Raw genomic sequence first — 14,747 nt, 5'->3', positions numbered from 1 at the left:
ACAGAGGTGCGACATTACTGCGACAGAGGTGCGACATTACTGCGACAGAGGTGCGACATAGAGCGATCACCCTATCTTATCGTGTAGAACTGTTTTGGGTCGTTGGGAGAGGAGCCATGCCATTCGAGCAGCCCATCCTCCTCGATTAGCTTGCCAAGCACTCGGCTTGCTGTGCGGCGATTTCTCCCGATGTACGTCGCAAGTTCCCTTGCTGTTACCCTTCCGTTTGCGAAGGCCAACCTGACGGCGGCGAGCTCATACTCTCCCAACGAGGCGATTACCTCGGGCGACACTTTGTCCTCAAGAGCCTCGCTTCTCCTAACAGTTCTGGCAACGATATTGTTCTCAAGCGTTAGCTGGACCCTCGCCCCATCAGGCTCCGTGTAGACCGGGTCGTTGAGTAGGAAGTTTTGCATCTCGGTATAAATGCGCTTGACACCCTCATTTAGCTCTCGGACCCAACCGAACTCGACCAGCGTGCGTGCGATGCGTGGGTTGCGCGAGTAACGAGTGGTCCTCATGTTGTCGAGCGTCACGATATTGGGAAGCGCACCCGGGCTGACAATTACCAAACGGTCGTCGAACATCGAGACCCGAATATAGTCGCCGCGGAACGAGTAGTCGCGATGCGTCACCGCGTTGACCAGACCCTCGAACCAAGCGAACTCAGGATACTCGGGAACGGTCTGGAATTTCCCGTCGGCCCCCAGGAACTGAAATTCGCGGAGCATGCTCGAAATGAGTTCGTAGGCGTCTTGGATAACCTTGGGCAGCGGCCCACAGAAGCTTCGTTCTTTCGTGATGTTGAGACGCTCACCCGTCTCCATCTTGACGCCGTCATAGCGCAGGACACGGACTCGGGCCTGCGGCATTATTGCGGACGGATCCCGCGCGAATAGCAGGGCTCCGGCAACAGTCAGCTTTCCGTCACGCATGAAACGGCGACTTCTAAGAACCTGGTCGTCGGAAACTTCGGTTCCAAGAATCTTTTTGTAGCGATCAAGCACCTCGTGGTCCACGTCATCTAGGGAGGAATCCTCGATAAGCTCGTCCTCGAAGATTCTCTGCCCCTTGTCGTACTCGAGGGCGTAGACCTGTTCACGGCTGAGCTTCACGCTCTTGTCGTCCTGCCGCAAGAACACCTCGCCGTCACTCATGCGAGCAACAGAGTGATTGGTCGAGGCATCGACGTCCAAAACGAGAATGAAATCGTCCTCGCCCGAGGAATTGACCACGGGGATTCGGTCTTTATGGACAATAGGGGTCGGCGTGCAGGTCGTAAGTGCAGCGCGCTCAAAATTCTCAATGTCGCGCGCGCCATTACGCTTGAAGCCCGTTACCTCACCGTTATCCTCGATACCGATAACAAGCTTGCCTCCCGCCGAGTTGGCGAATGCGCTGATATGCTTCGCGATCTCCTTGTCATCCTTGCGGGCGCTCTTTCGATCGAAGTATTGATTCTCCCCGAGGGTAGAAAATAGATTCACATCGTTTGTCGCGATAGGTTGTTGCATTGTCGCCTCCTTATATGGCTCCATAAAGAAGTGTAAGCCAAAGGCATCATAAGACGGACTATGTCTAGCGGCTCCTTTACAGTCTATTCAGACGTCACCATTTTAGTTAAGGATTGTCACAACTCCTGCTAATTGGAGTCTATCGGTCGACAAGGCAAACCATCCGGTCCGTGATTATCGATGGCCCATCCGCTTCATATAACAAAAAGAGTCAAGATCCCTTCAAAGGAAAAGCGGCAATCAAAACGCCCCGGCATTTACTGCCGGGGCGTTTTCTAGAGCCCAATCTCCGCGATTATTTTTTTCATCTCGAGGGCCCATCCGAGCTGTTCCTCGATGTACCCCGGCCATGCGTCCTGGTGGCCCTTGATGGGGTGGCCCGCCTTGTAGAAGCGCAGTCCCGAGGCCTTTTTCGCATCGAAGGGTGCCGCCGTCAGCCCGAGGTGCTCCTCGAAGACCCCGCTGTTGGCGATGGCGCGGTGCCCGATCTCCTTGTCGTCGTCCACGTACAGCTCGATGCCCGTGCGGCCCTTTTGCGTATCGATGAGCAGGGCGAGATGGTATGCCGAGACCCCTAGGCGAAGCGTCGACCAATGGTCCTTGCTGGGCTTCTGCGGGCTGAACTCCTTGAGGAACTCCGGATGGCCGCCCGCCACATCGCGGTAGGCCGTCCAGTACGCCAGCTTGACCTTTTCGGTCTCGCTGAGCCCCTCGGAGAGCTTCACGGTCTTGGTCCACTCGTTCGGCTGCTCGACCACGCCGAAGCGCGGGGCGGGCAGGGAGTCCCCGATCTTCCAGAGCTCAACCTCGACCAGGAAGAACCCGAAGTCGCTGTCGGTGTGCTGGTTGAGCCACTCGATGGCCTGGCGGTGCTCGTCGCGGGCGCGCGCCACGACCCAGATGACGACCTCAGCGCCCTTGCCGGCGGCGTACGTGATCACCTTGCCGAGATGGTCGTGGTTGGTGTCCTCGAGCTGGTTCTCGATGATCACCTTGCGGCCCGTACCGGACTCCTGCGCGTAGATGTCCACGTTGAACGATCCGACCGAGGACTCCGTCTCTATGAGCTCGAGCTCGATTCCGACCGCCGTCCCGAGGGTTGCGAGGTTCTGCTCCTCGGCCAGCCACTTGGTGAAGTCGTGGGCCTCATGCGGCCACACCTCGCGCAGGGGGACTTTCTGAATGGTGTCCAGGTTATAAGTCTTCATCCGTCATCCTCTCGCCCGATACGTGCCTTTCGCAGTCTTCAAGTTAACTGCCATATCTGGCTCCTCTTTCTGTTCTAGTTTACCGAATCGGCTTATAGTCCAACGGGGCCCGACCGTTCCGCAGTTGCGGGGCCTGTCGCCTGTGGCAATGACCTGAGCTCCCCTGCAAGTCTCCTGGACCCGCCCTTTAGGCTGACGAACGTGAGGCCTCCCGAGATGAACCCGCCGACGACCGGAACGACTTTGCTCACCGCGTCGCCGAAACTGCTTTTGGTGATCTTGACGCCGATCCCGGCAAGGACCTTTTTGATAATCGGGTAGTAACTTGTCTGCATAAGCGCCTTGTTGGCGACCTTCTTGGCCACATTGGCCTGAACCGTTTTGGAAAACGCCGTCAAGGCGGAGTTGGCACCGCTCACGCCGGCCATCACGGCCAGGAGAAGAGCGAAGGCCGCCAAGGTCTCATCGTCCATCTCGTCGCAATCGTCGATAAATGACTGCCAGCCGTAGAGATACGCCAGTTTCTGCATGATTCGAAAGGCGTGGACATAGTACTGCGTCACATCCGCCGGGATCGTTCCGAGCATCGCGAGCCCTCCGGGCAATCCCGCGGAAAACGAAAGGACGGTCGATTTCTTCGCCTCGAAATCAATAACGTCCATGGCGATGGAGTCGACAAGGCCGGAATCCAGCCCGGCGGATGCCGGGCTCGTTGAAATCGCGAGCTCCACTCGCTCGTCCGAGACGCCCCGCTTACGAAACTCTGAGCGGAGGAAATGGTCGCGCTCGATCGCCACGCCCTTCAGCCTCATCACCTTCTGGAGGAAGGCAATGGCATATCTCTGGGCTTCCTCCTCCTGCCGATCAGCTTCGACCTTTAGGTCCCTGATACCCTCCTCCACGGAATCGGGATCGGATAGCTCCGCTCCCTCTTTCGGCTTTACGGCACCCCCTTTCACGCTACTCACCGACCTTTTCGGCATAGAGATTGAATAGATGGGAGACGATCTTGTTCTCGTCTCCCTTGAAATCGACGCTGTAGGCCGATTCGATTGCCTCGTCGAGCTTGCCGTGGGCTTCGAACAGCTCTGGATACAGGAACTCGTCCGCCGGTTTATAGAGGTCGGCCAGGGATGCGCCGTGATACAGCCCCCTTGCAGAAAGCACCGCCTGACCGGCATCGATGATGGCCCGCCGTCCCTCATCGGTTAATTTCGGCAGGGGGAAGTTGTTCCACACGATGGTGTTCGAGAAACGGCAGTCGCTCTTGAGCTCGCCTCCGACCGCCTTCTGCCACGCCATGAAGACCCCTGATGAGATGATTCCGAACAGGAGACCATCGGGGTCGTCGGCGAAGAAACAGGCGTCCGTAGCGATTTCCCCGGATTCACACCGTTTGACCGTGAAGTACTTTCGCCCACCGGAAAAGTGACGCGGGACACAGAGGAACGGCCCGTCGGCCTTCCTCACCTCAGCATAGCGCCAGGGCTCATCAGCAAGCCGCCTCGTCGATGCTTTCTTCGAGGCCAAACGGAAATCTCGGACTCCCTGGACCCTCTCCCTCAAGATCGGGGATTTGGCGATATCCGATCTAGGCGCGTCCGCAAGCCACAAAGACCATCTTTCCTTGTTGTTAATCAACTCCTGGGCTCCCACACACGGGACTACATATTTTGCGGCGACGCTGTCGGAAATAACGTCCTCGTATTCTTCTCTTGTCTTAATCTGGAAGTATCCCCCATCCGCCGGTTTACCTCCGATGACCATAGGAGATACATCCTCAAACAGTGGTCTCATTTTCTTCTCAACAAAGACGTTCGGGGCGTCAAGCAAGTAACCGTTCAAATTGTTCGGATGCTCAATCGTCCTTTTGGCCCGATGATACGAGAAGGCAACAGGCTCCACGGGACCCTGGGAGAATCCAACGATGACTACGTGCACATGGGCCTCGTCGTCAGCCGCCGAATCCCATACGAAAGAACGGTGTGCGAAACTGACCCTCCATCCCGCGTCGAATAGGGGTCTGAAAAGGGATGGAACCGGCTGGCCCTGGCAAATCGAGTTCGTCGAGACAAACGAAAACTCCGCGTCAGTATTAACCAAATTTTAACAGTCTAGGAAACGGGTGATGGATCCGGCCCCGACATGGTCCGCCGGGCGCGCCGTGCTATCCTGTTCCCGCCAAACGAGAATTTGCAGCGGAGCTCACCCGGCTCTTGTTTGGCGACAATCCCGCCGGGTGGGCCCCGCTGCGGACGGGAACGCCCAGATGAACCGACACAGCGCCTTCGCGGACGCCGTCGCGGCGCTCGACGAGGGGGACTTCGAGCTCCTCCGCCGGGCCGTCGACGAGCGGTGCTGCCGCGAGAAGCACGGCTTCGGCACCCTCGCCGAGGCCGCCGACCTCTACCGCACCGACCCCGCCTGCCCCTCCTGCCGCGCGGCCTCGCCCTTCAGGGACGGGAGGACCGCCGGAGGGGTCCAGCGCTGGCGCTGCCGCGCCTGCGGGGCCAGGTTCACCTCGCTCACCGGCACGGTGCTTGAGGGGTCCAAGTCCGACATGGCGACCTGGTGCCGCTTCATCGGCCTCATGCGGTTCAACGTGCCCCTTGACGCCATGGCCGAGGAGCTGGGCATAACCCACCAGACGGCATGGGAGTGGCGCCACCGCGTGATGGCCGCCGTCGACGGCTACCAGGACCGCATCGTCCTGTGCGACCTGGTCTGGATAGACGAGACCTACGTGAACGACACCGACCTGCATCTTGGGTACGGCGTGGCGAGGAAGCGCGGGCCGTCCCGCCAGAAGGTCTGCATAGCGGTCGCCATCGACGTGCACAAGAACCCGGTCGCCGTGGTGTGCGGCCGCGGAAAGCCCAGCTCGGCGAGGGTGCTGGGGGCGCTCGGCGGGCATATCGCCGAGGGGAGCCTGGTCGTCCACGACAGGGAGAGGGCGCACGGCGCGCTGATCCGCGAGTCGGGCTGCGCCGAGGAGGCGCACAGGGCCGACGTCAACGACCCGGTCTACCTGGAGCGGATGGCCATGGTGAACAACCTCTGCTCCTGGCTCAAGCGGTACCTCTGGAGGTTCACGGGCATGTCGATGTCGAACCTCCAGTCGTACCTCAACTGGTTCGTTTACCTGTTCAGGGTCAAGCGGGACTCCGAGAGATGGCCCGAGACCGCAAGGGTGGTTCGCCATTTGCTGCTCACCGAGGCGCGTTTCCGCAGCTCGACATAGCGAATCCATCACCCGTTTCCTAGACTGTCAGAAACCAAATAATCGGCCGCTTTCCTATACCAGCAGGTCGCATAGTCGAGATAGCCGTCGTAGTCCCTGCCCCAAACGAATTTTAGGTCGTCCACCTGCTCATCGGTCCTCTGCGACTGTCCGATGAACGGCGGGTTGCCGAGTACGTAGTCGACCTCATCAGCCGGGACCACGCTGTTCCAGTCGATGCGTAGCGCGTTAGCGTTGACGATGCCCTTGTAATCGGTAAGAGGCAGTTCCTGGTAAACGCGTTGCGTCACCTTTGCCGTGTCGGCGTCCGCTTGCTTCTCGGCGATCCAGAGCGCCGTGCGGGCGACGCAGCAAGCGAAGTCCTCCAGCTCGATGCCGTGGAAGTTCCTCAGGCTTACGAGGACGTCACGGTCGCCCGACTCCTCGAAGCTGAACGATGCCTGATCGCCCTGGAGCTCGAAAAGAATGCGGTTCTCCAGCTGCCTCAGGCAAAGGTAGCTTTCGGTAAGGAAGTTGCCCGAGCCGGCGGCCGGGTCGAGGATAGAGATGCCGCCGATCTTTTCATGCAGGTCCTTGAGCGCACGGGTCCTCGCGCCGCCCGCGACGGGCTTGGCGCAGGCCTCATCGAACTCGGCTTTGAGGCCGTCGAGGAAGAGCGGGTCTATGACCTTGTGGATGTTTTCGGGGCTCGTGAAGTGCTGGCCGTTTGCGCGGCGGTGGTCGTGGGACAGCGCACCCTCGAAGATGGAGCCGAAAACCGTGGGGCTCACGCCCGACCAATCAAACTCCTGGCACCCCTCGACGATGAGCGTATGGCGGAAGTTCTCGGACAGGGGCGGAATCTCCGTCTTCTCCCGGAAGAGGCCGCCGTTCATGTAGGGCAGTTTCTTCAGCCAGGGCTCGGCGTACTTGTCGCGTTCCTCGTCCTTGGTGTCGAGCCAAACGAAAAGGTCCTTGAGGCCGCGCCTGAGATCGCCTGCCGAGAAGTGGGCGACGTAGTCGCGGAAGGCGTTGGGGGCCACGAGTCCCGAGTCCTCGCAGAACATGAGGAACATGAGGCGCGTCATGAGCACGGAGAGCGCATGGTGATTCTCGGGCGTGTCGGGATCATCGAACGCCTCGGCGACCTGGTCATGGAGTTTCGACATGATCTTGCCGGCCTCGACGGAAACGGCACGGGAAATCGTGGCCGGGGCCTCTGCCCCGCCCTTGAGGAACTGAATGGCCGCGAGGTTCTTGGGGAGCTCGGCGAGCGGCAACTTGAAGAGAGGCTCCCGGCATAGCGAGTCCCGCTCGCGGTCGAAGACCCAAAACTCGGCAAAATTGCAAGCGATGATGTAGCGAGGCTGTTGGGAGAGGGGCATGCCCTGAGCGTAGGCGTTGCCCTGCTTCGCGGGCGTCACCTTGCGGCCCTGGCGCGTCTCCTCCTTGGCGAGATCGATTCCCAGCGACTTTTGCTCGACAAGGGTTTTGGCCGACGGTATGAAGACGTCGATATACCCATCGTGCGTGCTCGCATCGGTGGAGACGGGCTTCTCGAACTCAAGTCTCGAGACCGCATCCTCCACGCCCAGGACATTCTGATAGAAGTCGATCCAGAACCGTTGCGTGTCCTGGTTCTCATTTCCCTTGTTCGCCCACCTGCTTGCAAAAGCTTCTGCATCGGCTTTCTTTCCTGGCATACGGACCCTCACTTGATAGCCTTTTCCACTGAGGAAGATTCTACGGGTTCTTCACTTCTATTTAGCTGGTTTTAGTTTTATTGGCATCTGTTTTGCCTTGGCGGTCGTTGCAATCTGCTCATATTCCGCTCAGGAGTCCTCGCTGCATTGTCAAGATAAAAGAAAACAGCTCAGAGGAACAATACCTCTGAGCTGCTAAAAGTCTTGGTCGCGGGGGCAGGATTTGAACCTACGACCTCCGGGTTATGAGCCCGGCGAGCTACCAGACTGCTCCACCCCGCAATGTCTGGGCGCCTCATGTGCGCAAAAAAGAATACTACGCGGGAGTTCGGTAAACGGCAAGGAAAATCTCGTAGAGCATAGTTCCTTCATATTTAAACCCCTCAGCCCCTATCACCGTAAACGAATCGCAGCCGAGCGCCGTCGACGGCACGTATACAATGGTGCGCGTCCTTTTATGCCGACACCGGGAGTAGACATGCTGCTCGCTATCGATATGGGAAACACGCAAACGGCCATGGGCCTGTTTGACGGAGACGAGCTGGTGCAGTCGTGGCGCATGCCCACCGACCGCTCCTATACCGCCGACGAGATCCACGTGCGCCTGATGGGTTTCTTTAAGATGTACGACCTTTCGCTCGATGCGGTCGACGCAATCGCCTTTGCCGGCGTGGTGCCGCAGCTCTCGCGCGAGTGGCACGCCGTGGCCGACCGCATTGCCGCGGACGCCATCGTCATCGGGCCGCAGACGGCTGCGGTGACCAAACTGCGGGCGGCGCGCCCCCAAGCCGTTGGTGCCGACCGCATCGCCAACGCCGTCGCTGCCGAGACCTTCTACGGCGCCCCGGCGATCGTGGTGGACTTTGGCACCGCAACCAATATCGACGTCATCGACGAGGACGGCTATTACATTGGCGGAGCGATCGCGCCGGGCATCCGCATTTCGATGGACGCGCTCGCCGCCCGAGCTGCCAAGCTCGCCAGCGTTCCGCTCGAGGCGCCCGAGTACGCCATCGGCCGCGATACCGAGGAGTGCATCAAGGTCGGCGCCGTGGTGGGCGCCGCCGCCATGGCCGAGGGCCTGGTCGCGCGCATGAAGCGCGAGCTGGGCCGCAAGGATGTCACCGTTATCGCCACGGGTGGCCTCGCCAGCATCGTCGCCGGTTCGACCGATGCCTTCGACGTGGTCGACGGACAACTTACCATTAAGGGTATCTGCGAAATCTATCGCCGCATGCAGGAGCTGGGGTAAGGCAGGGGCTTAAGTCGAGCACGGGCGCGAGCGGCGGACTAAGCAATGCATCGGTCCTATTCCTCAAAAACGAAATTTTTTCAGTTTTGAGGAATAGGCTTTCTGCTACGCCTCGCCGCACAACCACCTCGCCAGGTCCACGATCTGCACTCCGTCGCGATCCGTGGCCTCGTGATGCGTGCGGGCGAGAATCATCTTGGGATACGCATCGCCAATGCTCAGCAGTGGCGAAATCTCGCGTTCAAATGTCTTATCCGAGCTGATGTCGTCGCTCACCTGAATGTAGAGTTTCTCGCTCCGCTTGATTGCTACAAAGTCTATTTCCTTTTTATAGAGCACGCCGACGTATACCTCGTATCCGCGACGCAGCAGCTCGATTGCCACCATATTCTCGTATACGCGTCCCCAATCCATATCACGTGTACCAAGAAGCGCATATTTAAACGCATGATCCGCCAGATAGTACTTCTCGCCACTCTTAAGGTATTTTTTGCCGCGAATGTCGTACCGACGAACTTTATAGAAGGCAAACGCATCACACAGGTACCCCATGTACGTGCCGACCGTCTTGTTCGTAATCTTTAGCCCATCCGCATTTAATGCATCAGTAATGTTGCGTGCCGACGTAATGTTGGAAACGTTGTCCATCATGTAATCGGCAATGCGCAGCAGCGCCGATTCGTTTCTCACGTTATGCCGCTGCACGATATCTCTCACAATGAGCGTCTTGAAGACGTTGGAGAGATATTGATAGCGCTGCTCCTGCAGTGGATAAGGGTAAGAGCCGGACATACCGCCGGTTCTCGCGTACTCATCGAAGTCGCGGTCGACCTCGCCCTCGTCGCCATAGAGACGATACTCCTCAAACGAGAATGGGAAAACCTCGATCTCGAACGTGCGCCCCGTAAAGAGCGTCGACAGATCGCTCGACAGCAAAAAAGCGTTCGATCCGGTGATGAAGATGTCGTACTGCTCGGATGCATGGAGGCTGTTGATCGCGCGTTCAAAGCCGTCGCACATCTGAACCTCGTCGATAAGCAGGAAGTTTTGCTTGCCGGACACTCGATACTCTTTTACATAGGCGAGCAGGGCATGATATTCGAGCAGGCCCTCGAACTCGTCGAGGTTGTAATTGATATGGATGACATTCGAATTGGACAGATTTGCCTCCACGTAATCGCGGAGGGCCTCGAGCAATTTTGACTTACCGCTACGGCGAATGCCCGTTATGACCTTGATGTCCGGTACGCCAATAAGGCTCGTCAACGTGTCCATATATGACGTTCTATTGATGAGTTTCATTGGTGCCTCCCTGCGGTCTTCTATCGCTATTCCTCAAAATTGAAAAATTTTCAGTTTTGAGGAATAGGCTCTATAGCGAATATACCTCGCGAAAGACCGAGCTGCCTTAATCCTATTCCTCAAAAACGAAAATTTTTCAATTTTGAGGAATAGGCGCTGGCAACCCATTCCCCAGATAGGCGGAACCCTCCCCGGCACAGGCCGAAGAGGGCTTCGTTGTCATCGTTATCTTTGAGCGCGGGTGCCTCGCGTTACAGTCCGCGAATCCGTACGGCCTCGGGCGGAAACTCCTGCTCGCCGGCATCGGTCTTGATGGTCGCACGGCCCCAGATATCCAGGCCCGCAAACACACCGACCGCAAGCGGCAAACCGTTGGGCGACACCGCCGCAACCTGACGACCCAGCAGCGGCACCATATCGAAGTACTCGCCCAGCACCGGAGCCAACGGGCCGGCAGCGCCCTGCGGCGTGTTGGCAACAACTGCCCAAGCGCCCACGCGGGTCAGCACGGCGGCGGACAGCGCCTCAACCAGCGCCTCGTCGGCCATATCCACGCCAAGCCCGCTCAGCGCCGTGCGCTCAATATCCACCGTCACGGCACCGAACATGCCCGCGGCACCGGCGCCACCGTTCACGGCAACGCGTGCGAACGGCGTCTCGAACGCGGGCGCGCCGCACACGATGTTGCTCGGCCACTCAATACCCACCTTGCCGGCAAGGCCCAGACCCGGCGTCGAAGCCGTGCCCACAAGCGCGTCCATCATGCCCATCGCCGCCACAAACGGCAGGCCGTGGAAGGCATGCATATTCACGTCCGGGCGCACGACCAGCGAAAACGTCAACGACGCCTCACCCGCACTCCAAGCGCACCAACCCGCAGACGCACCCTCGCGGCCCGCGTCGCGCGCGGCATCAAGCTCGGTGCCGGCGGCTACAGCATTCATCTCAATCATCTACATACGCCCCAATTCGCCCACGATATGACCCACGCGGTCCTCGGGCTCCTTGACCTCGACGCCGTTGAAGCGGAAGAACCGCGCCGGGTCGTGCATCAGGTCCTCGAGCGGCACCAGCACAAAGTCGCGCTCGCCGATCAGCGGATGCGGCAGGCGCAGCTTCTTGCCGCCGTGCGTCTCACCATCCATCCACAGCAGGTCCAAGTCGATGGTGCGCGGGCCGTTGACCTTGGCCTTCTTGGAGCGGTCGCGGCCCAGCTCGAGCTCGATCTTCTGCAGCTCGTCAAGCAGTACCAGCGGCGCCAGCTCGGTCTTGATCTCAATGACGGCGTTGGCAAACGCGTCCTGGCGCGTCTCGTAGGCCGGCTCGCTCTCGTAGATGCGCGAGCAGTTGGACACGCAGGTGAGCGGGATCTCGGCGATCATGTCGCGCGCGGCTCGGATGTTGTCGCAGCGATGCCCCAGGTTGGAACCCACGGCCACAAACGCGCGGCGCGGCTGCGGCTTGGCGACGGCCCAGTAACCGTTCAGGAACTGCGCGAAGCCGGTGACGTCGTGCACGCGCACGATGTTGGCACCGGCCTGGATGGCGCCCAGGCACACACCAAACGTGGCGGCATCGCGCGCGGCCGCCTCGGTCACGCCCGAGACGGCGCCCACAAAACGCTTGCGCGACACGGCGCACATGAGCGGATAGCCCAGCGACGCCATCTTGGCGGTCTCGCGCTGGATGACGATATCCTCGTTGGCCGTCTTGCCAAAACCCGGGCCGGGATCGATGCAGATGCGATCGCGCGACACGCCGGCATGGATGAGCGTGCGGGCCTGGTCGGACAGGAAACCCATGACGCGGCGCATGATGGGCGCCGAATCGGGCAGGGTGAAGCGGCGGAGCTGAGAGGTGGGCACGTAGGCCTCCTCGCGGCGGGCGCTGCGGCGCATCATGGCTGCCAGGTGGTCATTGGGCTCCGGCGCGGGCTCGGGGGTCGCGGCAGGCTCGGCGGCAGGGGCGACCTGCTCGGCCGCCGGTGCCGCCTGCTTCTGCTCGTCCGCAGGCTCGGGCGCGGGCTCCGGGTCGCCAAACGGCAGCGAAGGCTGCACCACGCCGCCCGGAAGCTTGGCCTCCGTCTTGGGCTCGCCCAGCAGCTTGCCGCGACGGCGGCGAGCCGGCTTCTCGGCCTCTCGCGCGGCCTCGGCAGCCGCCTCGCGCGCCTTCTCGGCAACAAACGCCGCGGCCGAGGTATCGAGCTGCACCGTTGCATGTGTGCGGGTAGGTGCCGCGACCTCGCCGGCGTGCATCACGATGACGCCGCAGGTGCTTGTCGCGACAAACTCGACCATCTTGGGGTCGGTGAAGCCCGTCACGTCGTTGACGATCGAGGCACCGCAGCGCACGGCAGCCTTGGCAACCGCCACGTGGCGCGTGTCGATCGAGACGATGGCGCCCTCTTTTGCCAGCGCGCGCACCACGGGCAGCACGCGACGAGCCTCCTCGTCGGGATTGACCGGGGTAAAGCCGGGGCGCGTGGACTCGCCGCCTACGTCGATGATGTCGGCGCCGGCGTCGAGCATCGCCAGGCCGTACTCGATAGCGGCATCCGCATCGAAGTGCTCGCCGCCGTCGCTAAACGAATCGGGCGTCACGTTGAGGACGCCCATGATGCGCGGACGGTCAAAGCTGAGCTCGTACTTTCCGCACCGCCATGTCTTGCTATCGTTCGCCATGAACATCCTCCTAAAATGCCCACGCCGCCGCGCTTGGGCGCTGGCGGCGGGGTCGTTTTGCAGTCAGTCTTTCTATTGTATCCGCGTGCGCGGGCTAGAACGCAAACGCGGGTGCGATGTCGCAAGAAATCAGCAGGTCGGCATTTGCATCCTGATCGGTGGGAGCGAGATTGCAAATGGCCAGCGTATCGCCGGTAAAGCAGCGCGTAAGGCCCGCCGCCGGATACACCACGAGCGAAGTCCCGCCCACAATAAGGGCATCGGCCGCGGCGATGGCGGCAACGGCACCGGTAAGCACATGCTCGTCGAGCGGCTCCTCGTAGAGCACCACATCGGGCTTGATGCGGCCGCCGCACACAGGACACGCGGGCACGCCCGCGGCATCCTCGTGATCGCGCGCACAGATCCACTCGGCGCTATAGACTGCGCCGCACGCCTGGCAAATGTTGCGGTGGACCGAGCCGTGCAGCTCGAACACGCGCTGCGAGCCGGCCATCTGATGCAGGCCGTCGATATTTTGCGTCACCACGGCGCTAAGCTTGCCGGTCCGCTCCAGCTCGGCCAGTTTGGTGTGGCAGCGATTGGGCTTGGCGCCAAGCGCGATCATCTTGGTGCGGTAGAAGTCAAAGAACTCGGCCGGATGCGTCTCGTAAAAGCTATGCGAGAGCATAGTCTCGGGCGGGTAGGCAAACTGCTGATGATACAGGCCGTCCACGCTGCGGAAATCGGGAATGCCGCTCGCCGTGGAAACGCCCGCGCCGCCAAAGAACACCACGCGCTCGTGGGTATCGAACAGCTCCGCCAGCGCCGCGGAGGCCTGCTTGGGGTCCGATATTGCCTGCGTCATACGAGTCCTCCGTCCTGGTTGGTCGGGCAGCGTCGGGCAATATCCCAGCACGCGGCCCTTGGGTTGTCACGCATGGTGCCCGCTCCGCCCTTGTTGCGCTAATCTTAAGCCTGCCAACCCCGTCGAAAGGACACCATGCCTCAGACTTACACTTTCGCCTCGTGGAACGTCAACGGCCTGCGCGCCGTGCTCAAAAAGGACCCGAGCTTTATCCAGATCGCGCAGGAGCTCGATGTCGACATCTTGGCGCTGCAAGAGACCAAGCTGCAAGAGGGCCAGGTCGATATCGACCTGCCCGGCTATCACCAAACCTGGAGCTACGCCGAGCGCAAAGGCTATTCGGGCACCGCGGTCTTTAGCCGCCAGGAACCGCTGCGCGTGCTGCGCGCCGATGCCCTGCTGCCCTACGCCGGCGAGGGCGAGGCGGCAGAGCTCGTGGCGCAGGCCGCAACCGAGGGCCGCGTCTGCGCGCTCGAGTTCGATAAGTTTTGGTTTGTCGACGTCTATACGCCCAACGCCCAAAACGAGCTCGCCCGCATCGATGTGCGCATGGCGTGGGACGATGCCTACCGCGGCTTTTTAAGCGCACTTGAGCGCGATGCCGGTAAACCCGTGGTGACCTGCGGCGACTTTAACGTGGCGCACGAGGAGATCGACCTTAAGAGCCCCAAGTCCAACCGCGGCAACGCGGGTTTTTCGGACGAAGAGCGCGGCAAGTTCACCGAGCTGCTCGATGCCGGCTTTACCGATACCTGGCGCGCGGCAAACCCCGACGTCGAGGGCGTCTACAGCTGGTGGAGCTACCGCTTTAATGCTCGCAAAAACAACGCTGGCTGGCGCATTGATTACTTCCTGGTGAGCGACGCAATCGCCGGCAACGTGCGCGACACGGGCATCCGCGGTGACATCTTTGGCAGCGACCACTGCCCCGTCACCCTCGCCCTTGAGCTCTAACCCAACCGATCTCCCAAAGACGAAGAAAAGCGGGGCGATTTCGTGGCGGGCGGGTTCAGCTGATTC

At 60.5% G+C, this 14,747-nt stretch carries 12 protein-coding genes and 1 tRNA gene; 3 read left to right on the top strand and 10 right to left on the bottom strand.

The window, feature by feature from the left end; genetic code table 11:
* Positions 1-71: 71 nt before the first annotated feature.
* From DXD49_RS09915 to DXD49_RS06910, 4 genes are all read right to left on the bottom strand, one after another.
* On the bottom strand, positions 72-1,514 hold the full coding sequence (locus DXD49_RS09915; RefSeq protein WP_117794587.1) for an RNA-binding domain-containing protein: 1,443 nt from the start codon (positions 1,512-1,514) through the stop codon (positions 72-74).
* A 275-nt stretch (positions 1,515-1,789) separates the two neighbouring features.
* Positions 1,790-2,722, bottom strand: coding sequence for a DUF4268 domain-containing protein (locus tag DXD49_RS06920; RefSeq protein WP_117794586.1), 933 nt, complete (start codon positions 2,720-2,722; stop codon positions 1,790-1,792).
* Between the two features lie 92 nt (positions 2,723-2,814).
* Complete coding sequence (locus tag DXD49_RS06915; RefSeq protein WP_147347839.1) at positions 2,815-3,690, bottom strand: hypothetical protein; 876 nt, start codon at positions 3,688-3,690, stop codon at positions 2,815-2,817.
* Positions 3,683-4,825, bottom strand: coding sequence for a type IIL restriction-modification enzyme MmeI (locus tag DXD49_RS06910; protein WP_369831611.1), 1,143 nt, complete (start codon positions 4,823-4,825; stop codon positions 3,683-3,685). The genes DXD49_RS06915 and DXD49_RS06910 overlap by 8 nt, the downstream gene beginning before the upstream one ends.
* Positions 4,826-4,991: 166 nt before the next feature.
* On the opposite strand from DXD49_RS06910, the gene DXD49_RS06905 reads away from it, so the two are divergent.
* Positions 4,992-5,963 carry an IS1595 family transposase gene (locus DXD49_RS06905; protein WP_117794605.1) on the top strand — a complete coding sequence of 324 codons (972 nt, stop codon included), beginning with the start codon at positions 4,992-4,994 and terminating at the stop codon, positions 5,961-5,963.
* An 8-nt stretch (positions 5,964-5,971) separates the two neighbouring features.
* Here DXD49_RS06905 and DXD49_RS06900 read toward each other — a convergent pair whose 3' ends face one another.
* Together DXD49_RS06900 and DXD49_RS06895 are read right to left on the bottom strand one after the other, a co-directional pair.
* Positions 5,972-7,645: a DNA methyltransferase gene (locus DXD49_RS06900; RefSeq protein ID WP_117794583.1), complete on the bottom strand. Its 1,674-nt coding sequence runs from the start codon at positions 7,643-7,645 to the stop codon at positions 5,972-5,974.
* A gap of 205 nt (positions 7,646-7,850) precedes the next feature.
* Positions 7,851-7,927, bottom strand: a tRNA-Met gene (locus DXD49_RS06895).
* 196 nt (positions 7,928-8,123) lie between these two features.
* Between DXD49_RS06895 and DXD49_RS06890 the strand changes: the two genes are divergently transcribed.
* Positions 8,124-8,897 (top strand): type III pantothenate kinase, encoded by a 774-nt coding sequence (locus tag DXD49_RS06890; protein ID WP_158553175.1) that lies wholly within the window; start codon positions 8,124-8,126, stop codon positions 8,895-8,897.
* Between the two features lie 105 nt (positions 8,898-9,002).
* Here DXD49_RS06890 and DXD49_RS06885 read toward each other — a convergent pair whose 3' ends face one another.
* From DXD49_RS06885 to DXD49_RS06870, 4 genes are all read right to left on the bottom strand, one after another.
* Positions 9,003-10,199: an ATP-binding protein gene (locus DXD49_RS06885; protein WP_117794582.1), complete on the bottom strand. Its 1,197-nt coding sequence runs from the start codon at positions 10,197-10,199 to the stop codon at positions 9,003-9,005.
* 251 nt (positions 10,200-10,450) lie between these two features.
* Positions 10,451-11,152, bottom strand: coding sequence for a hypothetical protein (locus DXD49_RS06880; protein ID WP_117734763.1), 702 nt, complete (start codon positions 11,150-11,152; stop codon positions 10,451-10,453).
* A complete protein-coding gene (gene folP, locus DXD49_RS06875) occupies positions 11,153-12,880 on the bottom strand; it encodes a dihydropteroate synthase (RefSeq protein ID WP_117734764.1) in 1,728 nt (575 codons plus the stop codon).
* Between the two features lie 94 nt (positions 12,881-12,974).
* Entirely contained in the window at positions 12,975-13,727 is a 753-nt protein-coding gene (locus DXD49_RS06870) for an NAD-dependent protein deacylase (protein WP_117794581.1), read from the bottom strand.
* 135 nt (positions 13,728-13,862) lie between these two features.
* Here DXD49_RS06870 and DXD49_RS06865 point away from each other — a divergent pair, with 135 nt between their 5' ends.
* Entirely contained in the window at positions 13,863-14,681 is an 819-nt protein-coding gene (locus DXD49_RS06865; protein WP_117794580.1) for an exodeoxyribonuclease III, read from the top strand.
* Positions 14,682-14,747 lie beyond the last annotated feature (66 nt).

This window comes from Collinsella sp. TM05-38 (assembly GCF_003466445.1).
GTDB lineage: Bacteria > Actinomycetota > Coriobacteriia > Coriobacteriales > Coriobacteriaceae > Collinsella.
Note: the sequence above shows the minus strand (reverse complement) of the source record. Positions and strands in the feature narration are given on the sequence as shown.

What these genes read in the sequence shown, in the direction of transcription:
- folP (WP_117734764.1), bottom strand. Translation starts at nt 12,880, where the DNA reads ATGGCGAACGATAGCAAGACATGGCGGTGCGGAAAGTACGAGCTCAGC.
- DXD49_RS06920 (WP_117794586.1), bottom strand. Translation starts at nt 2,722, where the DNA reads ATGAAGACTTATAACCTGGACACCATTCAGAAAGTCCCCCTGCGCGAG.
- DXD49_RS06890 (WP_158553175.1), top strand. Translation starts at nt 8,124, where the DNA reads ATGCTGCTCGCTATCGATATGGGAAACACGCAAACGGCCATGGGCCTG.
- DXD49_RS06865 (WP_117794580.1), top strand. Translation starts at nt 13,863, where the DNA reads ATGCCTCAGACTTACACTTTCGCCTCGTGGAACGTCAACGGCCTGCGC.
- DXD49_RS06870 (WP_117794581.1), bottom strand. Translation starts at nt 13,727, where the DNA reads ATGACGCAGGCAATATCGGACCCCAAGCAGGCCTCCGCGGCGCTGGCG.
- DXD49_RS06900 (WP_117794583.1), bottom strand. Translation starts at nt 7,645, where the DNA reads ATGCCAGGAAAGAAAGCCGATGCAGAAGCTTTTGCAAGCAGGTGGGCG.
- DXD49_RS06885 (WP_117794582.1), bottom strand. Translation starts at nt 10,199, where the DNA reads ATGAAACTCATCAATAGAACGTCATATATGGACACGTTGACGAGCCTT.
- DXD49_RS09915 (WP_117794587.1), bottom strand. Translation starts at nt 1,514, where the DNA reads ATGCAACAACCTATCGCGACAAACGATGTGAATCTATTTTCTACCCTC.
- DXD49_RS06880 (WP_117734763.1), bottom strand. Translation starts at nt 11,152, where the DNA reads ATGATTGAGATGAATGCTGTAGCCGCCGGCACCGAGCTTGATGCCGCG.
- DXD49_RS06905 (WP_117794605.1), top strand. Translation starts at nt 4,992, where the DNA reads ATGAACCGACACAGCGCCTTCGCGGACGCCGTCGCGGCGCTCGACGAG.